The 18,389-nt window shown below is 43.6% G+C and carries 17 protein-coding genes and 2 pseudogenes; 10 read left to right on the top strand and 9 right to left on the bottom strand.

From position 1 onward, the window contains the following. Positions 1–417: 417 nt before the first annotated feature. The 4 genes and pseudogenes from ONT19_RS08670 to ONT19_RS08655 form a co-directional block, all read right to left on the bottom strand. On the bottom strand, positions 418–1,449 hold the full coding sequence (locus ONT19_RS08670) for a site-specific integrase (protein WP_264952112.1): 1,032 nt from the start codon (positions 1,447–1,449) through the stop codon (positions 418–420). Beyond that, positions 1,433–2,437, bottom strand: coding sequence for a tyrosine-type recombinase/integrase (locus tag ONT19_RS08665; RefSeq protein ID WP_264952113.1), 1,005 nt, complete (start codon positions 2,435–2,437; stop codon positions 1,433–1,435). The genes ONT19_RS08670 and ONT19_RS08665 overlap by 17 nt, the downstream gene beginning before the upstream one ends. Next, positions 2,430–3,638: a site-specific integrase gene (locus tag ONT19_RS08660; protein ID WP_264952114.1), complete on the bottom strand. Its 1,209-nt coding sequence runs from the start codon at positions 3,636–3,638 to the stop codon at positions 2,430–2,432. Before ONT19_RS08660 ends, ONT19_RS08665 begins: the two co-directional genes overlap by 8 nt. A 175-nt stretch (positions 3,639–3,813) precedes the next feature. Continuing rightward, a pseudogene (locus ONT19_RS08655) lies at positions 3,814–4,488 on the bottom strand (transposase); the annotation flags it as partial. Between the two features lie 398 nt (positions 4,489–4,886). Here ONT19_RS08655 and ONT19_RS08650 point away from each other — a divergent pair. Both ONT19_RS08650 and ONT19_RS08645 read left to right on the top strand, forming a co-directional pair. Continuing rightward, complete coding sequence (locus ONT19_RS08650; protein WP_254969930.1) at positions 4,887–5,450, top strand: hypothetical protein; 564 nt, start codon at positions 4,887–4,889, stop codon at positions 5,448–5,450. Between the two features lie 183 nt (positions 5,451–5,633). After that, the gene (locus ONT19_RS08645; protein WP_264952699.1) at positions 5,634–6,065 is read left to right on the top strand and encodes a DUF1810 domain-containing protein; all 432 of its coding nucleotides are present in this window, start codon (positions 5,634–5,636) and stop codon (positions 6,063–6,065) included. A gap of 159 nt (positions 6,066–6,224) precedes the next feature. On the opposite strand, the gene ONT19_RS16315 is transcribed toward ONT19_RS08645, so the two are convergent. Together ONT19_RS16315 and ONT19_RS08640 are read right to left on the bottom strand one after the other, a co-directional pair. Next, a complete protein-coding gene (locus ONT19_RS16315) occupies positions 6,225–6,554 on the bottom strand; it encodes a type II toxin-antitoxin system RelE/ParE family toxin (protein ID WP_367399981.1) in 330 nt (109 codons plus the stop codon). Further along, positions 6,548–6,826: a hypothetical protein gene (locus ONT19_RS08640; RefSeq protein ID WP_153086657.1), complete on the bottom strand. Its 279-nt coding sequence runs from the start codon at positions 6,824–6,826 to the stop codon at positions 6,548–6,550. The genes ONT19_RS16315 and ONT19_RS08640 overlap by 7 nt, the downstream gene beginning before the upstream one ends. 222 nt (positions 6,827–7,048) lie before the next feature. Here ONT19_RS08640 and ONT19_RS08635 point away from each other — a divergent pair, with 222 nt between their 5' ends. The 8 genes and pseudogenes from ONT19_RS08635 (at position 7,049) to ONT19_RS08600 (ending at position 15,977) form a co-directional block, all read left to right on the top strand. Further along, positions 7,049–7,831 carry a glycoside hydrolase family 25 protein gene (locus tag ONT19_RS08635; RefSeq protein ID WP_264952700.1) on the top strand — a complete coding sequence of 261 codons (783 nt, stop codon included), beginning with the start codon at positions 7,049–7,051 and terminating at the stop codon, positions 7,829–7,831. Positions 7,832–7,926: 95 nt separating this feature from the next. Further along, positions 7,927–8,577, top strand: a complete 651-nt coding sequence (locus ONT19_RS08630) for a murein L,D-transpeptidase catalytic domain family protein (RefSeq protein WP_264952701.1) — start codon at positions 7,927–7,929, stop codon at positions 8,575–8,577. Between the two features lie 12 nt (positions 8,578–8,589). Further along, entirely contained in the window at positions 8,590–9,276 is a 687-nt protein-coding gene (locus tag ONT19_RS08625) for a hypothetical protein (RefSeq protein ID WP_264952702.1), read from the top strand. Between the two features lie 388 nt (positions 9,277–9,664). Next, positions 9,665–10,678, top strand: coding sequence for an aspartate-semialdehyde dehydrogenase (locus tag ONT19_RS08620; protein WP_117662130.1), 1,014 nt, complete (start codon positions 9,665–9,667; stop codon positions 10,676–10,678). 106 nt (positions 10,679–10,784) lie between these two features. Further along, positions 10,785–11,846 (top strand): annotated as a pseudogene (locus tag ONT19_RS08615) (AAA family ATPase); the annotation flags it as partial. Between the two features lie 217 nt (positions 11,847–12,063). Further along, positions 12,064–12,558, top strand: coding sequence for a C-GCAxxG-C-C family protein (locus ONT19_RS08610; protein WP_264913076.1), 495 nt, complete (start codon positions 12,064–12,066; stop codon positions 12,556–12,558). Between the two features lie 12 nt (positions 12,559–12,570). Beyond that, complete coding sequence (locus ONT19_RS08605; protein ID WP_264952704.1) at positions 12,571–14,220, top strand: vWA domain-containing protein; 1,650 nt, start codon at positions 12,571–12,573, stop codon at positions 14,218–14,220. A 278-nt stretch (positions 14,221–14,498) separates the two neighbouring features. Further along, complete coding sequence (locus ONT19_RS08600) at positions 14,499–15,977, top strand: L-fucose/L-arabinose isomerase family protein (protein WP_264952706.1); 1,479 nt, start codon at positions 14,499–14,501, stop codon at positions 15,975–15,977. Positions 15,978–16,176: 199 nt separating this feature from the next. Here ONT19_RS08600 and ONT19_RS08595 read toward each other — a convergent pair whose 3' ends face one another. The 3 genes from ONT19_RS08595 to ONT19_RS08585 form a co-directional block, all read right to left on the bottom strand. Continuing rightward, complete coding sequence (locus ONT19_RS08595; protein WP_264952707.1) at positions 16,177–17,181, bottom strand: TerC family protein; 1,005 nt, start codon at positions 17,179–17,181, stop codon at positions 16,177–16,179. Positions 17,182–17,479: 298 nt separating this feature from the next. Next, positions 17,480–17,944 carry a copper resistance protein NlpE gene (locus tag ONT19_RS08590; protein ID WP_006848274.1) on the bottom strand — a complete coding sequence of 155 codons (465 nt, stop codon included), beginning with the start codon at positions 17,942–17,944 and terminating at the stop codon, positions 17,480–17,482. 149 nt (positions 17,945–18,093) lie between these two features. Beyond that, positions 18,094–18,387, bottom strand: a complete 294-nt coding sequence (locus ONT19_RS08585; RefSeq protein ID WP_117587460.1) for a hypothetical protein — start codon at positions 18,385–18,387, stop codon at positions 18,094–18,096. Positions 18,388–18,389 lie beyond the last annotated feature (2 nt).

Raw genomic sequence — 18,389 nt, 5'->3', positions numbered from 1 at the left:
AATAATGTGCTAAGCAGCTATACGCTGTAAGCACGAGAGATCTTTGAAAATTTTGCTAATTAAAGTTCGGTTCGGGGTGTACCCGCTTGCTTTAAAAATTCGTTTCACCAGATAAATGTTGGTCACCAGTGACTTAAATGAAGACATAGAATATTCCATTCCCATCTCCTTCATAGTTACCCTGGCAACATTTAGTGATGTGAACGAAGCATTGAAAGCAAAATCGAGTTTCCACTTATCACGAGCCTGGCAGTCCATAAGACCAGTATAGCCTTTGGCGTCACGAAAGTAATTATGAGAAGCTTTACATAATTACTTTTATGACAAGAATAACATTATGAGAAGTGAATGGAAAAGTATTATTGAAGATCAGAACTTTAGGAGAATGCTTCTCCGTTCGACTTCTCATAATGATAACTATTTCTTCAGACCTCTGAGCCAATCTCTGAGATTTTTATTGTTTTCCCAAGATTTATCAGCCTCTCGGTTAGGTGTGAGATCTGTATACGCCTTTTCGAACGCCTCACGTTTTGCTTTAGAGTCTGCACGAGCATAAATGTCCGTTGTTTGAATAGAGACATGTCCTAGCAAATCTCTAATATAAATAAGGTTGACTCCAGCCTGTAGAAGATGCATAGCTCGACTATGACGTATAGAGTGACAACTAATCCTTTGCGGAATAAGTTCTGGAGACACCTTCCTTGCCATGTTTGCATAAGTACAAAGAATGTATGTGATACCCTCACGCGTTAGCTTTTCATTTCTGCCATTATAGAAAAGTGGAGACGCAGCTTTGTTGCAATCGTTAAGATGATTCTCTTCCATATATTCACATAGAATTGACACCTGTTCCTTTACAAGCGGTACTATTCGTGCTTTGCGTCCTTTTCCGAACAGACGTATGGTATATGGCTCATGGGTTATGCGCACACTATCCACAGTAAGATCTGCTATTTCAGAGACTCTTGCTCCCGTATCATACATTAGTGAGAGTAAAGCGAGATTTCTTCGGCCTCTCCAAGTTGATGTATCAGGCTGAGCCAGCAACAACTTGATACCTTCTATTGTCAGGTAGTTAAGTGTTGTCCCTGATGTTTTTATGGCTTTAATAGTTAGGATCTTTTGCCATTCTTCTATCATTTCTATGACGCTATATTGCAAGTAATGACAAAAAGAATGAATGGCAGCAAGCCGATAGTTACGTGTCGCTGCAGAGCATTTTCGCTTGTTAAGTAGCCATTCGAGATACTCGGTTACACTTACTCTCGTGAGATGTTTCAATTGCAATTTTTCAACTGTGATTCCTTTAATATCTTTCATGAAGTCAATAAATTGTACAAATGCATCTCTATAGGAGGATATGGTGTTAGGGCTTACATTACGCTCATGAGGCAGGTATTCTACCAGAAAGCGGCTTAAATGTTTGGCAAAGTCAGTCGTCGTAGTCATAGGCTTTACATATCTTTGGATAGACAAAAGCGTTGATTTCAGAACATTGCTCTTCCAATTCTGGATACATGTTGCATGTGAGGCGAACATACTGCTCTGTCGCTTTCAGCGAGTGATGTCCCAGGCATGTTGAGAGAATTGGCAAACTGGCATACAAGTCCATTCCTTTGTGCCCCATCTGTACAAGAGCATGTACTGCATTCGTATGTCGCAGGTCGTGAACGCGTGGTCCATGATGATTCCCCTTATGGGGAATTCCGCATGTGTCCAGCAATTTGCGCAGATGCTGATATACACTATTAGCCTTGATGCTAGTCCCGTCCGATTTTACAAACAAAAAACCATTTCCTGCAGCTATGTCTTTGATGGGCATATTGTTTCTATACTCCATATAAGATGTAAGTACCGTCTTCATCGACTCACATAAAGGTACGATCCTTTCACTTCCGTTCTTGGTTTTATCTAAGCGAATGTAACCTTCATCCAGATGAACATGTTTGTTGCGGATGGAAAGAGCCTCAGATATACGCATTCCTGTACTATATAGTAAACGAAGAAGAGCTGGCATGGCTATGAGAGCTGTACCCATGCGTATGTCATATAGTCTATATTCGTCCGCTGCAGAAAAGATTGCGCCAATCTGCTCCTTTGTGAATATATACGGAGTAAAATCAGACTTCGGTTGCTTGGGCATTCGTGGAATGAAGCATACACAGCCACACCTGCACATCAGTCTTGTCAATTGACACCATACGGAACATTTGGAATATAAAGTTCTGTCACAGTCCGCCACACGTGTAGCTCTCCACTTTTTGAAGAACACCTCTTTGATATGAGGATCCTTTAGGCACTCTGCATTGGCAAAGTCGTCAATCTCTTTCAATATCCATCTGGTACGCAACGCACTGATTCCTGCAGATATTTTAATGTCAAGAAGATGATTCATATATGAGGCTAACACGCTGGAATATTTAAATTGCTCAGCCATAGAACGCACCTCCTCTCTGTTTGTAAAAGGCATCTGGAACTGGCGGTACAGGAATGGCACACTCTATCAAAGACTTTATGTCAATCTTAAGATAAGTGAGAGTTGTTTCCGTACTGCGATGCCCTAGCGATTCGGATATGACAGGTAACGTCGTGCCTTTCTCAAGCATGACGCTTGCAAGAGAATGACGTAGAGAATGTGGACCATGATGCTTGGCCGATACATCTATTCCGGATTTACAGATGATGTTGTTTATTGCAGAGCATACCATACTTTTGGTTGCTGGCACATAAGGTGCCTTGCAAGAAAGAAATACATTCTGTGAAACTGTCTGAGGTCTTCCATGCTGCAAGTAATCTATGATGGCATTACCAACATCCGCAAGCAATGGCAACTCTATGACCTTTCCGGTCTTATGCATCACAAGGGTTAGTACATTGTTGTCCCAGTCTATATTAGAGAACTGTAGGTTGGCTATGTCCGAAGCTCGCAACCCCAAACGTGATGCAAGTAATAACATTGCATAGTTTCTCTTGCCAACGCCGCTGCTTCTATTCACGGAGTTCTCTACTATATTTACCTCTGCTGCTGTGTAAAACGAAGGAATACGCTCTTTCTTGCGCAGCTTATATGTGTCAAACAGACCATCAAACCTTCCATCTACAATATGCTCCGCTTTCCAGAAACGAAAGAGGACACGCAGGGCAGAAACTATGTTTACCTTGTTGGTCGGATGGGACGAGACAAACGACAAGATGTGTTTATCCGCAATCTCGGACACACTGTTGACACCACTGAGATTGAGATGAGTTAAGAACTCGCTTAGATACAAACGATAGTCATTTATAGTCACCAGACTTCTACGAAGAGAAGTAAGATGGATGATGAGTTTTTCCATCTCCATGCCAATCTTCCCATCGAGGGTATGGAAAACAGGAGTGAAACAACGCTTACGTATAAGCCCTAACGAAAGCATATCGTCAAGGACTTGAATACTGCGAATCATTTCACGCTCCTGGTGACGAATCTCACCATAATGATGACAGGTTGACAGGAACTCTTCACCAATAGAAGGGGAATAATTCTCAATGTCGTGAGCCGACATGTAGTGGACGATGCCTTTACGCCATAGACATTTATACACAGATATTCTATTCTCTGTGTAACAATGGTCTTCAAAGTACTTGATGCATCGATCCATTAGGACTTGAATCTTTACTTCTTGCATAATATATAATATTTAGTTTTGGGGCTTATGCCCTATACTGTAATATAACGTTATGAGAAGTATTTATGATAAGTTTTTGCTGTAAAATTCATATAATCAACAATTTTTCACAGGTCAAATCTGTCTAACTTGACATAATGATATTCTTGTCATAAAAGCAAAATTCGATCTGGAACCTGGTCCTATAATAAAGAAGTACCTCTTCACCTGAAAGTGAGGTGTCTGTAGAGAAGAATAGTTTCTTCTTGCCATTCGGCATCTACCAGATGACAAGTCTAACTTTACACTTGAGTGCCTTGGGATAACGCTTAATGACGCTGATATAGAAATCTACCATAGTCTTGTTTCTAAGACTCAGTTCTTTATTATTTAGCGACTGGTGGGCTCTTAACATCATGCAGTCTTTGGTATCAATATCAATGAGTCCAATACCCATGATTTCGAGACCATGTTTAACAGACTGTGCACATCCCGACCAAAAACGACCGATATGTGGAGTTTTCTTGCCAGCTTTGCTGATGTAGCTGGGATCAATGGCAATAGCCCATCTTCCCTGTTTACCAAAGAAGCGCTTGGCAAGTGAGACATTAAGTTTGAGCCAATCAATGCACTTCGACTTTTTCAAGCCGAATGCGTTGCGATAGGTTTGTTCAACATGCGAGCCATACCTCCCCATTTGGGTGAAATTTATCTTTCTTGGTATTACCATGAACAAAATTATCACCTCGATGAGTATTTTCTCGAAACTTTTTGTTATCTTTGCAGCTGAATCTTCAACTGCATCTTTAAAGATATCCATATATTGGTCAAGTCCTGTATTCATGTAATATTGTATTTGTCGTGATCTACAAAGTTACTGAAAATCAGCGACTTGATCAACTTTTTATAGTTGAATTTTTATAAGCGTTTCTTAATATAAGTTATTGATTTACAGATAATTAAATGTTAATTTAACGCAGTGTTGAGATAAGGGTGAATTAAAATAATCAATAGGCTAGTTGACTACCGATTATTGTCTAATTTTGCAAAATTGATGCTTGATAGGCAATGTCAAGCATCAGTTTTGCCATTTTATATTTCCAGCACATCTTTTATACATTTATCCCTTATTTTTCTTTGTAGTTTCGGATAAATTCTTTATCTTTGCCCCTAGAAAACAACTTCTGAGGTTTAATGGCTGTGTAGGTACAAATGAAATAGTAATCAATAATGAATAAAATTATGGAAAAAGAATGGTTTAATGGTTTTGTAGCCAATGGCTTGCAATTTAGATTGGATGGTTCTATGATAAACGACTTTGGCGTTACATATCATATTGGCGTAAAAAATATCTCTGGGCACCTTGTAGAGATAGAGGATCGTGTATATTTTCGATTTGATTATAAGAAAGTGCGTAAGAGAAATGAGTTCGGTCAATATTATCTCGAAATGGGAAATGTTATTCCTTATGCAGAAGTATGGGATTATGTACATTTGCTAGATATGCAAACACAGAAACTTGTATTTGGAAGTAAAGCTCAATTGATGCCGGGCGAGGAGTATCTTGTCAAGATTCATTGGAATGGAGCCAAAGAGTTAAAGCAAGATGAATCGTATTTTACCGAATGTGCTAACGATATATTGTCGGCACATGATTTCAAGTATCTACAGTTGAGAATTAGCAATTTCGTAAATATGACTATCTGCCCTTCGGATAAGGAGAAAGATTATTCTTGGTATATTTCCAGTAAAGAAGTTTGTGAGAATTATGGGGTGTATGTTCCCGTATCTTCTACTTCTAAATAAGGTGAAGGTTATTGCTCCCTATCCATCTGCGAACGGAACTGCTGTAGAATTTAATAAAACGTTAAAACAAGGATGAATTTTTTGAAATTAAGTGTCACTTTTGTGAAGTCTTTGAGTGCTTTATTCGTTCCCGGTAAATGCCCCAAACGAATTGATCATGAGAAAATTGTCGCTGGTGAAAGCTTGGCGTCCGATTCTACATCTTCGGACATTATCGGATATCTAAAGGCTCAGCAGCCACACTATGATCTCTTGCGTTTTCTGGATGCACAGGAGTTTGCCTATACCCAGGCTTTAAGTGAACTGAAAGGAGGTAGAAAACAAAGCCATTGGATATGGTATATCTTCCCACAGCAGAAGGGGCTCGGACATAGTTACAATTCAAAATACTATGGCTTGGATGGCGAGGGTGAAGCCAGAGCCTATGTTGAACATGAGATTCTGGGTGACAGACTCCGTCAATGCTGCAAGGTGCTCTTGCTCCACAAGGGTAAGGACATCAAATATATCATGGGAAGCGGAATAGACGTGCTGAAGCTCAAAACTTCTATGTGTCTCTTCAATAAAGTGAGTCCTAATGATGTGTTTGAGGAAGTATTGGATGCTTTCTTTTAAAAACGTTCAGAAAAGTCTTTATCAGGGAACAATAATGTAAAGTAATATACGCAACTATATTTTCCCCATCGACGATAAGGATTATGGTGGTGGTGAAATGGTAGAAGATAAAAATATAGCGAGCAAAAGGGGGGAATCCCTCCTTTGCTCGCTAAGTTTTTATAGTTTCCTTTTGAATTGTCTCAATAATGCTTGTTGAGAACGTTTGGTGTACCAAATGTCAGCAATAACGATTTCGTCACGATCTTTGTCGTAGCGATAAATGAGCTTGAAGTTGTCCATAAGCAGTGCGCTACGATAATCTCGATGAAAATCTTTCAGAATAGGCTCTGGAGAATATGACAAAGGGAACATAATGAGACGAGTGTATATGGCCTCAAGTTCCTTTTTCCATCTCAAAACGCATTTCCTTCCAAACTCATCCCTAGCATATTCGATACAATAGCGTATGTCTTCTTGGGTTGGTGGTAATACTCGTATCTTTACCATTCGAATTCGTTTTTGAAATCGGCCATCATTTCTAGAAAGTCAACAGCGTTGCCTGTTCTTGCATATTCTTCTTCACGAGCTAAGACATGATTCACCAACTCGTCATTATTGCATGGTGTCATAAAAGGATATTCTTCGGATTCGTTATGAGCCTCTGTTGCATATTCGTGACGATAGGCAACTGTAGGTTCTTGAACAGTACAGCTATCCTCGAAAAAGCGTTGGGCTTTATCGTTTAGTCGTTCTTTTGAGTTTGACATTATTTTAGTCATATTGTAATCCTCCTTAATTTTGGTTACTCTTATTTGTTGCAAAATTACGATTAATATTTGAAAGTACCAAAGTTTTTTTTGCTTTTCTTATGAATAATCCTAAAGAATTTGAGTTTCGTACTTTCAGTCCCCCATTTCATACAATTATCCCCCAACTTTCTATGCTGTTTCGGATAAATTCACTATCTTTGTCCCCTGAAAACAACTAAAAGATAAAATATAATGAAGAAAGGATTAAAATATACTTTGGTTTCCTTAGGCAGCCTGGTTGTTTTGGCTGGTATGGGGCTGGGAATCATGTATGTGGTGTCGCCATATAAGGTGAAGCGATGGTTAGGCATCGCTTCATCTTATTCTGATGTGTTCGTTGATAGATTGAAAGGGCAACCTTATACGCATGGCGGATATGACGGCATTGATGTATCGAAACACAATGGAGTTATCAAGTGGAAGGAAATAGCGAAGAACAAGCGAATCAAGTTCGTTTATATCAGAGCTACACATGGTAAGGGATATGTGGATCGACATTATCGCCGAAATATCAGACTGGCTCGTAAATATGGGTTGAAGGTGGAATCTTATCATCTGATGTCTGCCGGCTCTTCAGTAACTGCTCAGTTCCTGGATTTCCAAAAGATGGTGAAGAAGAGTGAACAGGACTTGATTCCTGTATTGGATGTGGAGGAGAAAGGCATCCAGGGAAGATGGAAGGGACGACAGCTGCAGGATAGCATACAGGTGTTTGCTGACTTGGTGAAGAAACACTATGGCAAGTATCCTATCATCTATAGCAACGAGAGCTTCTATAATAAGGAGATGGGGGCGAAGTTCAATCGTTATTATCTCTTCATCGCCAATTATAACTCCCGACAACCCTCTATCGACGGCAGAGGAAAGTGCAATATCTGGCAGTATTCAGAAACCGGACATTTGCATGGTATTGGAGAAAGGGTAGATTTAAGCAGATTCATGAATGGTACAACCATCAAGGATTTGATGTTGTAGACAATGATGATTTCATACACATAAGCGAGTATTTGATACAATCCACGTATGGATAGCATCATTACTTGCTTATTTTTTTCTACTTTTGCATTATTATGAAGAAGTTATTGATTATATTGGGAATACTGGTTCTGCTTGTCATCGGTGTTCTTTTCGTTCCACCTATTTATAATAGGTTCACAAAACCGTTTTTTAAGAATACGGTGGATGCTAAAGAGTGGTATCATCAGGTGGATTGTGAGAATCTGACGCAAGTAAGAGATTATTGCGACAGACGAGGATACAGTAAGGATTACTATATCCTCGTGGATTTCTCCAAACCATCTGGCAAGAAGAGGTTCTTTATCTATGACTTGCAGCGTGGCAAAAGAGTAATGAGCAGCTATTGCATGCATGGAAGTGGTAAGGGAAATACAGCAGCCCAACCAAAGTTCAGTAATAACCCTGGAAGTGGATGCACGAGTCTTGGAAGATATGTCATGATAAGAAAAGGTGGAATGAAGTTCAAAAACTGCGTTCGCCTTCGAGGGCTCGACAAGAGCAATTATCTGGCAGAAGCCCGTGGTATCCTGATTCATTCTGCTGGCAAGGTGACAAGGTTCTCCGGTGGAAAGGAGTATATTCCGCTAGGAACAGAGAGCCGTGGCTGCTTTACTGTATCAAGGAGCTGCGTGGAGAAAGTGATGCAGATATACAAGGAATCTTCCAAGAGAAGACCTATATTGATTTATGCAAAATACAAATAAAAAGAATATTCTATGAAGAAGTTATTGCTGTTTATTGCTGGAATCTCAATCCTGTTTTTAGCAGGTTGTTACAATGGAAATCAGAGTCATGGCAATGAGGGAATGGGAGATAGTCTCCCTGCAGATCCTCCATTGGGTTATGTAATTGAGTTAAAACCTTTGGGAAATTTCTCACATCAGGAGGCAGAACAGTTGAGAGAAGAACTCGTGAAGCAGTTGGGTATCATTTTCAATACGAAACCAAAGGCTTGGGTGGAGGCATCTGTATTTGTTGGAGACAAGAAAGAAATACCTGCCTCATGTCTCTACAAACCAAGAAACAGGTATTGGGCTGGGAAAATCCTGAAAATGTTGCATGAAGAGCATGGAGGTAATGATGAAATCGTAACGATAGGTTTGACGCATCGAGACATCTCTACTTCTATTCATGGACAATACAACTATGGAATCATGGGATTGAGTTTCCGGCCTGGTGACGCCTGTGTGGTTTCAACCTTCCGATTGAAACGAAAGGATGACTTATGGAAAGTAACAATCCATGAGTTCCTGCATTCTCGCGGTTTGCCGCATTGTAAGACGAATGCCCCTAAGTGCCTGATGCAGGATGCCCATGGCAAGAATACCTTTTACATGAAACATGGGTTGTGCGAGGATTGCAAGAAATCTTTGAGGATGATTATGACTCATCAAGAGAGATAATTCAATTTTCCTGCACTCTATCGTGCCTTGAATATAATCCAAGGCACGATTTCCTGATATTTTTTATGAGGATGCTTGCATTCTTCTTTTGAACTGCCAAACGTAATAGCGACTATTTTTCTCCATTTTTCTGCATATTCTTGCAGAAAAGTAAGCAAAAATGATAAATTTGCAGCAAAAAGTAATAATTTTTGGGAATTTATGCTTGATATTGTAGAAAAAGTCTTAACTTTGCAGCGGATTTGAGAAAATAAGCAGTTTCCGGCTATCAGAAAATGAGAAATCATGAAGCTATCAGAAAATGAGGAATCATGAAGATGATAAGGAGGCTGGCTTTCTCTTCCACAGTTTACACTTATAACAACTTTATAAATTAAAAGATTCGATTATGAAAGTAGCAATTGTTGGTGCAAGTGGCGCAGTAGGACAGGAATTCCTGCGTATCCTTGCTGAGAGAAATTTCCCTATGGATGATTTGGTGTTGTTTGGTTCTGAGCGTTCTGCCGGACGAAAATACAACTTCAAGGGAAAGGACTATGAGGTCAAACTTTTGCAGCATAACGATGACTTTAAAGATGTCGATATTGCTTTCACATCTGCTGGTGGCGGCACTTCAGAAGAGTTTGCCGAGACTATCACCAAGTATGGTGCCGTGATGATTGATAACTCTAGCGCATTCCGTATGTGCGACGACGTGCCTCTGGTTGTGCCTGAGGTAAATGCTGAGGATGCCCTGAACCGCCCTCGCAACATCATCGCCAACCCTAACTGTACCACCATCATGATGGTAGTAGTGTTGAAGCCTATCGATGACTTAAGCCATATCAAGAAGATTCATATCTCTTCTTACCAGAGTGCTTCAGGTGCCGGTGCTGCTGCCATGGCTGAACTTGAGCAGCAGTATAAGGATATCATCGAGACCGGTAAAACTGAGCATATCAATAAGTTCCCTCATCAGTTGGCATACAATGTCATCCCACAGATTGACAAGATGACTCCTAACGATTACACCAAGGAGGAGATGAAGATGTATAACGAGACCCGCAAGATTATGCACTCTGATGTTCGCACCAGTGCTACCTGCGTTCGCGTTTCTTCACTCCGTTCTCACTCAGAGAGTGTTTGGTTTGAGACTGAGAAGCCATTGGCAGTAGAGGACATCCGCAAGGCTTTGGAGGCTGCTCCAGGCGTAACTGTAAAGGATGATGCCCAGAACTACGTTTATCCAATGCCATTGGAGAGTGCCGGTAAGGACGATGTATATGTAGGTCGTATCCGCAAGGATTTGGCTGATGACAATGGTAACACATTGTGGTTGACTGGCGACCAGATTCGTAAGGGTGCTGCCCTGAACGCTGTTCAGATTGCTGAGTACTTGATTAAGGTGGGCAACGTAAAGTAAGCCATACCTTATTTATATAAAAGAATATGAGGAAGTTAAGGGATAATGAATTTTATCTCTTAACTTCTTTTTGTCTTTATATGATTCTGAATAGAAAAGTAAGAATATGCTTGAAAGATTCAAACAATTACTCGGTGAGATGAACCGGGGCATTTATGAGAAGGAGACGGAGATATCGCTCTCGCTCCTGGCAGCTCTGGCAGGTGAGAGTATCATCCTGCTGGGACCTCCGGGTGTGGCTAAGAGTATGGTAGCCAGACAGTTGAAAACGGCATTCAGGGATGCTCAGAGCTTTGAGTATCTGATGTCGCGATTCTCTACACCCGATGAAATCTTCGGTCCGGTGAGCATTCAGAAACTGAAGACTTCGGATACTTACGAGCGTGCGGTGGAGGGTTATCTGCCTACAGCCGATGTGGTTTTCCTGGATGAAATCTGGAAGGCGGGACCTGCTATCCAGAACACGCTCCTTACGGTGATTAACGAGAAAATCTTCAGAAACGGCAATCGAGAAATGCATCTTCCTCTGAAGCTTCTCGTGGCTGCAAGCAATGAGTTGCCGGCTAAGGGAGAAGGACTGGAGGCGCTCTGGGACCGATTCGTTATCAGAATAGAAAGCCGACCGATTAAGCTGGAGAAGAATTTCCGGGCGATGCTGCTGGAGGCTCCCACGGATTTCTTAGGTCCCACAGATTTCACAGATTCCACAGATTCTTCTGGTTCTATGGGGAAATCTGATTCCGCAGATTTTTCTGATTTGAAGATTACTGCTGAGGAGTATGCTGAATGGGCGGAGAAAATCTGTAAGATTGGCGTGAAGGAGGAGGTGCTTGATGCAATTTCCGCCATCCGTAAATCTCTGAGAGCCGTGAATGTGGATGAGGCTGCCGAGCGCAGAAATATCTATGTGAGTGACCGAAGATGGAAGAATATCGTCCGCCTGCTTCGCACTTCTGCCTTTATGCAGGATAGGGAAGAGGTGGATATCTGCGATTTGCTTCCTATCTACCATTGTCTGTGGCAGGAGCCGGAAGAGCGGGATGCTATCCGAAACATCGTGATCCGTGCCCTCTTTTCTCCTTTTGCAGATAAACTCGTGGAGATGAAGAATGCGCTTGCTGAGGACATCAAATATCATCGTGTACGCAGGAATCCGGAGGATGGCAGGGATTACGAAGGGGAGATAGAAACTCTTTCGGATGGCTTGAGCTCGCTGGAAAGGCAGTTGGGCGAGAATCTCTTCGCATCTGCTGATGATAAGGCGGAAATATCGGCTTATCTCCGTGATTTCTATAAGGAGCTGGCGTTTACCCGTCAGGATACGATGAAACTTTATGAGGTTTAATCGCCTCCTATTACATTATTATATATAGAAGACTCTAAACATGATGAATGAACAGAAAATATTGACTCCAGAGTTGGAGGCGCGTGTTCACCGGGCTGTGGATAACTTTATGCAAGGCTATGGCTGCTGCCAGTCGGTAGTGGCTGCCTTTGCCGATTTATATGGTCTTGATGATGAGATGGCGAAGCGCATAGGTGCCGGCTTCGGTGGTGGAGTAGGCAGAATGAGAATGATGTGTGGTGCTGTTTCGGGCATCGTGGTGCTCGTTGGCTTGGATTGCGGACAGACCGAGGGGGATGACCGTGAGGGCAAGTCGGCCTGCTATAAGGTGGTGCAGGATTTGCTCGCCAAATCGAAGGAGCAGAATGGTAGTATCATCTGTGCCGAAATCCTCGGCTTGAAGGGCCACGAGAAAGCGCAGTCCAGCTATGTGGCTTCGGCAAGAACGGCAGAATATTACAAGTCTCGCCCTTGCGCAGCCAAAGTAGAGAGTGCTGCAAGAATCTTCGCAGAATATCTGATGGAGAAAAAATAAGGATTTACTCCTATGAAATACCAGAATAACAAGGATTTGGCGGAGGCACAGTATTACTTGAAGATGCTGGATGACTTCTGCAAGTCGGGACAGGTGAAGATTCCTGATCCGACAGGCACCGCCATGCCTTGGAATTTGAAGGAAGACCCGCTGAAGGATTATCTTATTCATCTCTTTACTCTGAAAGTAACGATTCCGGAAACTGGCGAAGAGGTGCAGAAATTCGTGCGCCAGGTGGTGAACAGCAAAATCAAGAGCAAGGTATTCTATGATTGTGTGGGAAAATTCATCGTGGAATGCGTCCATCACATGCGGTTCCAGCGCCAGCGTGCCTGGACCGAGAGTCATCGGGCTGATGATGTGCTCGATTGGGCTCCCTTCAAGCGGATGGATGAGCAGGTGTGGCTCCCCTTGCTCGACCAGCTGGAACAGGAACATGCTGAAGATGGGTTCGATAAGCCTTTCTTCCTCAAGCTGATGACTGGAGACGGGGCTTCGAAACCCGAAAACTGGGAAAGGCTGGTAAGAGACTGGAAGGTCTGCATCGACCATCAGGTATTGAACAAGCTGAAGGACTTCATCTCCCTGCGCCAGAACAACTTCGAAACAGGACTGGTGCGCATGATGGACCAGATAACCCGCAACATGAAGACGAAGGGCGTTTCGGAACAGCGCGCCGTACAAGCCTGGGAACTGATGACGAACGGATGGACTGAAACGGAGTTTGAACGCCGTCTGAACCAGGTGAAGATTCAGGATAAATACCCCGAAATCAAGGAGATTGTGGCGAAGATGGGACGAGTAGCCGATGCTAACGGCATAGACCGGCTCACCATCGCATCGGGCGTAGAGATGAAGATGGAGCATTCAGCGGGTAGCGATATTGAGGGCATTACCGTGGGCGATGATCTCAACTCCCTTCTCCCGCTTGAACTGGCACAGTACAGCGATGAAGATATGGAGGGCCTCTTTATATATAAGTATCGCACGCGAAGACTCCAGACCTTCCGTTATAAGAGCGAAATGTCGAAACCATCCCGCAAACTGGGCTTTACCCATGCCTCCCGCAAGGGTCCGATGATTGTCTGCCTGGACACCTCAGCCAGCATGTATGGCACGCCTGAAAGGATATCCTCAACACTCATCTCTCTGCTGGAAGAGACGGCAGAAGATCTGGAGCGAGACTGCTTCCTGATAGATTTCTCCGTCAGTACCCGTGCCATCGACCTGATGGCGAAGCGGAAGGCAGAGCGCCTGAAGAGAATCGGAATCACTATGATGGAATCAGCCGAAGCAGATGCAGCTCCTTCCGACGGAGATGGACAGGCGCATACCGGGCGAGGCATCCGGCGGCAGCCTACCACAACCCACCTTCCATTTATCGGAGGCGGAACATCGGCAAAGAAGATGATGACCCAGATGTTCGACCTTCTCGACAACGATGGTCTTCATTACGTGAATGCCGATGTGCTTTGGATTACCGACTTCCTGATTCCAGATCCGCCACAGCAGCTGTTGTCGAGATTCCGGGAATACAAGGAGACGGGTACCCGATTCTATGGCATCCGCATCGTGCGTGATGATGACAAGGAGCCGAACAGCTGGAAGGAGTACTTCAATCAGATTTATACCATCCGGTACCGCCCGCTGCGAAGATATTAAAGAAGATGTTAAGGCAGAAAAAGGGTATCAGATGATAATAGAGACATGTATGAAATGTATCAAGAACTTTATCATATGTTACATTTGGCGCAGAATTTCGGTTTTGCGCCATTTTTTTGAATTAAAAATTCCTTAAAACGCTTGGTGATACAAAATATATTTGTACCTTTGTGCTCGGAACAATGAATAATTGTCAACCGAACAAACTCAAAAATGAATCAATAAGAATCAATAAATATAAGCAATTTATACAAAAACTTAAGTAATAAACTAAAATTATGGTAAGCAACAACATTCCACAAGTAAAGCTCGGTATTATTGCCGTTAGCCGTGACTGTTTTCCAATCGCGCTTTCTACTCAGCGCCGTGAGAACATCGTAAAAGAGTACAAGGGTGAAATCTTCAACTGCCAGACTACAGTTGAGAACGAGAAAGATATGCTCAAGGCTTTGGGCGAAGTGAAAGAGCAGGGCTGCAACGCTTTGGTTGTATTCCTCGGTAACTTCGGTCCTGAGACTCCTGAGACTTTGATTGCAAAGAACTTCGATGGTCCTTGCATGTTTGTTGCAGCTGCAGAGGGTGACGGCGACATGATCAATGGTCGTGGCGACGCTTACTGCGGTATGCTCAACTGCTCTTACAACCTTGGCATGCGCCACCTGAAGGGTTACATCCCTGAGTATCCTGTAGGTACAGCAGAGGAAGTAGCTAAGATGATTCTGGACTTCGTACCAGTAGCTCGCGTTATCCTCGGTTTGAAGGGTTTGAAGATTATCACCTTCGGTCCACGTCCACAGGACTTCTTCGCTTGCAACGCTCCTATCAAGGGCTTGTACGAACTCGGTGTTGAGATTGAGGAGAATTCAGAGCTCGACCTTCTCGTAGCTTACAAGGAGCATGAGAACGACCCACGTATCGATGAGGTTTGCGCTGATATGGCCAAGGAGATGGGCGAGGGATGCTACTATCCTGATCTCAGCCGCAGAATGGCACAGTTTGAGTTGACATTGCTCGACTGGGCAGAGGCTCACAAGGGTTCTCGCCAGTATGTAGCATTCGCTGACAAGTGCTGGCCTGCATTCCCAAGCCAGTTCGGTTTCGAGCCTTGCTATGTAAACAGCCGTCTCGTTAGCCGCGGCATTCCTGTAGCTTGCGAGGTTGATGTCTATGGTGCGCTCTCAGAGTACATCGGTATGTGTGCTTCTGACGATACCGTTACATTGCTCGATATCAACAACTCAGTTCCTCAGTATATCTATGATGAGGACATCAAGGGCAAGTACGATTATAAGTTGACTGATACCTTCATGGGCTTCCACTGCGGTAACACTCCACAGTGCAAGATGTGCTCTAGCCGTAAGATTAAGTATCAGCTCATCCAGAACCGTTTGTTGGAGAATGGTGGTAAACCAGACTTCACCCGTGGTACCTTGGAGGGTGATATCGCAGCTTCTGACATCACATTCTACCGTCTGCAGTGCGATTCAGAGGGCAACCTCCGCAGCTACATCGCAGAGGGTGAGGTTCTCGATGTTCCTACCCGTTCATTCGGTGGTATCGGTATCTTCGCCATCAACGAGATGGGCCGCTTCTATCGTCACGTATTGATTCAGAAGGGTTATCCACACCACGGAGCCGTAGCATTCTCTCACGTAGGTAAGACCTTGTTCGAGGTATTCAAGTATCTCGGCATCAAGGATATCGCTTACAACCAGCCAGCTAGTCTGCCTTACCCAACAGAGAATCCTTGGAAGTAAATTGAGTGAAGAGAGAAGAGTGAAGAAACAAAGTTCGGCGGCCGAAGGGAAAGCCAATTCATTTGCTCTTCTTTCTAAACTGAGTTCATAAAAGATAAGGGCGATTGCTTATCCCTTGCGTGGGGAATAGCAATCGCCCTTTTTATGTTTTCCTGGAAGGAGATTACCTGATGATAATCTCCTTCCAAGAATGGTTTGCTTATTTCGTATTTTCCAACGCTTCCTGTTTCTGCGGAATCACCACCGAAGCCCCGATGCTGACGAGCAGTACGAGGATGATGAATACCAGCGAACTGACTGCATCAATCTCGAAGAAATCGTGGATGAGCATCTTCACACCGATGAACACCAGCAGCACACTCACACCCACCTTCAGATAGCGGAACTTGTCTGCTATCGCTGCCAGCAGGAAGAAGAGGGCACGCAAGCCCAGGATGGCGAAGATATTCGAGAAGAACACCACGAATGGGTCGAGCGATACCGAGAAAACGGCTGGGATGCTGTCGAAGGCGAAAATCAGGTCGCAGAACTCGATGAATACCACCGTCATCACCAGCGGACCCAGATGCAGGCGCTTCTGCATGAACTTCACTACCGGATGCTCCAGAGCATTGATTTCCTCCTTCTTGTTCCTGTTGAGGAACATCTTGGCACCGCTGTAAACCAGGAATCCTCCGAATACGAGTAAAATCCAGGCGAACCGGCTGATGAGCGCAGCACCCGCGAAGATGAAGATGAAGCGCAGCACGATGGCTCCCAGAATACCCCAGTTCAGTACGTGCTGGTAATCTTTCTTGTCTACTCCGAACGAGGTGAAAATCATCATCATCACGAAGAGATTATCTACCGAGAGCGTTTTCTCTATCAGATAACCCGAGATGTAGGAGATGGTCATATAGTGCCGGTATTGCTGCAGACTCCCCTCATAGTCGTTCGGGTCCAGTTTGAGATGCGAAGCATAGCGCGAGGCTATCAGCTTCAGGTCGTCGAAGTTCTCTATGCCGTGTACCATGTCGCCATGAAAATAGATGAATACGGCGAAGGCGAGCGCTAGAATAATCCATACAGCCGTCCATGAACCGGCTTCCTTGATAGACACCACATGTGCCTTTCGGTCGATGACCAGCATGTCTAATACGAGTATGGCGGCGATGAAAATCACGAATCCCACCAAAAACATCGATTCAGTAAAAACATGTTCCATTTTTCTTTATCCTTAATCTATTTAGTATATACCATTGAATCTTAAAATCATTTCATCTGTTAGAAACGTGGGCGCAAAATTAGGAAAAATATCTGGAATAGCGAAGGTTCCGGTGCAAAACTTAATTGATTTTAACTTGAAAGGCAGGAATGTAACAGGTTTGTAATAATGGCGCTGTGAGAACCGGCAAAAAAGGCGTTTTAAAGGTAAAAGGGTAAAAAAGTAAAAAGGTAAAAAGAGCCTAGCGGAATGTTACGCTAGGGTGCTCTTTTTACCCTTTTATCTTTTAAAGGCTCTTTTACCTTTTCTTAGTCAGCACATAGTGCTTAGCCATGGCGCCTTCAGGCTCATTGCCCAGCGAATCGGTCATGATGAGGCTGTTGGCATCCTTTACCTTGTAGTAAGATGTCTCGCCACTCGATGGACGGGTGATTTCTACCACGTTGTTAGCCAATACCTTGAAGATACCGCTCGCTTCGTCGTGACCATCCTTGCGCTCCAGATAGTCGGCTGAGTACTGGTAGGTGCTGTCGGCGTTGAGCGTCAAAACGGTCTTGATGCCCGGACAGTCGGCAGCAGGGAGAGTTCCCTCGTAGGTGCCGGCGATGGAATCGAGAATGACATCGTTGGAATTGAGCGAATCATTTTCAGCATAACTGAGGCTATCCTGGTCAGCCCCCTGGCTATTTGTCTTCTTGCCATTGCAGGAGACAACTGACAATGCAGCGATGACGGCTGCTGTCAAAACTAATTTCTTTTTCATACTATACTGCTTTTTAATTGTTACTTATTTACGGAATCTCTTCTCTTAGAGAGCACTTCCCCGAGAAGGATTTCTCTTCGCAAAAATAGTGTTTTATTCTGATATCCGCAAGTTTTACACAGAAAATTATAGAATATTATACTATTTTCTTAATTGATGATGACTGGCACAATCTCTTCTTCGCTAGGCCAATGAGGCAGATAGAAGAGCGGGCGAGGGGTGCCGCCCAAGCCCGTCCAGTCTATCTGTTTCACAAAGTCGAAATCGGGAGGACCGAAGTCGAAACTTCTGCCGTAGAGCACGATGGCGCCTCTGCCTTCATCTATCTTCCACAAACCGCCCCCGTAGGTGCATTGCTCGCCGGGTGACAGCATGTCACGGTGAAGATAGACACGCCCGAACTTCAGTACTCCGTCTCTGTTGATAATGAATTTCTGAAACATCT

The organism is Segatella copri (assembly GCF_026015625.1).
In the GTDB taxonomy this organism is placed as follows: Bacteria; Bacteroidota; Bacteroidia; order Bacteroidales; family Bacteroidaceae; genus Prevotella; species Prevotella copri_H.
The sequence above is the reverse complement of the archived record's forward strand: the minus strand, read 5'-3'. Positions and strand labels throughout refer to the sequence as shown.

What these genes read in the sequence shown, in the direction of transcription:
- ONT19_RS08670 (WP_264952112.1), bottom strand. Translation starts at nt 1,449, where the DNA reads ATGACTACGACGACTGACTTTGCCAAACATTTAAGCCGCTTTCTGGTA.
- ONT19_RS08665 (WP_264952113.1), bottom strand. Translation starts at nt 2,437, where the DNA reads ATGGCTGAGCAATTTAAATATTCCAGCGTGTTAGCCTCATATATGAAT.
- ONT19_RS08660 (WP_264952114.1), bottom strand. Translation starts at nt 3,638, where the DNA reads ATGGATCGATGCATCAAGTACTTTGAAGACCATTGTTACACAGAGAAT.
- ONT19_RS08650 (WP_254969930.1), top strand. Translation starts at nt 4,887, where the DNA reads ATGGAAAAAGAATGGTTTAATGGTTTTGTAGCCAATGGCTTGCAATTT.
- ONT19_RS16315 (WP_367399981.1), bottom strand. Translation starts at nt 6,554, where the DNA reads ATGGTAAAGATACGAGTATTACCACCAACCCAAGAAGACATACGCTAT.
- ONT19_RS08640 (WP_153086657.1), bottom strand. Translation starts at nt 6,826, where the DNA reads ATGACTAAAATAATGTCAAACTCAAAAGAACGACTAAACGATAAAGCC.
- ONT19_RS08635 (WP_264952700.1), top strand. Translation starts at nt 7,049, where the DNA reads ATGAAGAAAGGATTAAAATATACTTTGGTTTCCTTAGGCAGCCTGGTT.
- ONT19_RS08630 (WP_264952701.1), top strand. Translation starts at nt 7,927, where the DNA reads ATGAAGAAGTTATTGATTATATTGGGAATACTGGTTCTGCTTGTCATC.
- ONT19_RS08625 (WP_264952702.1), top strand. Translation starts at nt 8,590, where the DNA reads ATGAAGAAGTTATTGCTGTTTATTGCTGGAATCTCAATCCTGTTTTTA.
- ONT19_RS08620 (WP_117662130.1), top strand. Translation starts at nt 9,665, where the DNA reads ATGAAAGTAGCAATTGTTGGTGCAAGTGGCGCAGTAGGACAGGAATTC.
- ONT19_RS08610 (WP_264913076.1), top strand. Translation starts at nt 12,064, where the DNA reads ATGATGAATGAACAGAAAATATTGACTCCAGAGTTGGAGGCGCGTGTT.
- ONT19_RS08605 (WP_264952704.1), top strand. Translation starts at nt 12,571, where the DNA reads ATGAAATACCAGAATAACAAGGATTTGGCGGAGGCACAGTATTACTTG.
- ONT19_RS08600 (WP_264952706.1), top strand. Translation starts at nt 14,499, where the DNA reads ATGGTAAGCAACAACATTCCACAAGTAAAGCTCGGTATTATTGCCGTT.
- ONT19_RS08595 (WP_264952707.1), bottom strand. Translation starts at nt 17,181, where the DNA reads ATGGAACATGTTTTTACTGAATCGATGTTTTTGGTGGGATTCGTGATT.
- ONT19_RS08590 (WP_006848274.1), bottom strand. Translation starts at nt 17,944, where the DNA reads ATGAAAAAGAAATTAGTTTTGACAGCAGCCGTCATCGCTGCATTGTCA.
- ONT19_RS08585 (WP_117587460.1), bottom strand. Translation starts at nt 18,387, where the DNA reads ATGTTTCAGAAATTCATTATCAACAGAGACGGAGTACTGAAGTTCGGG.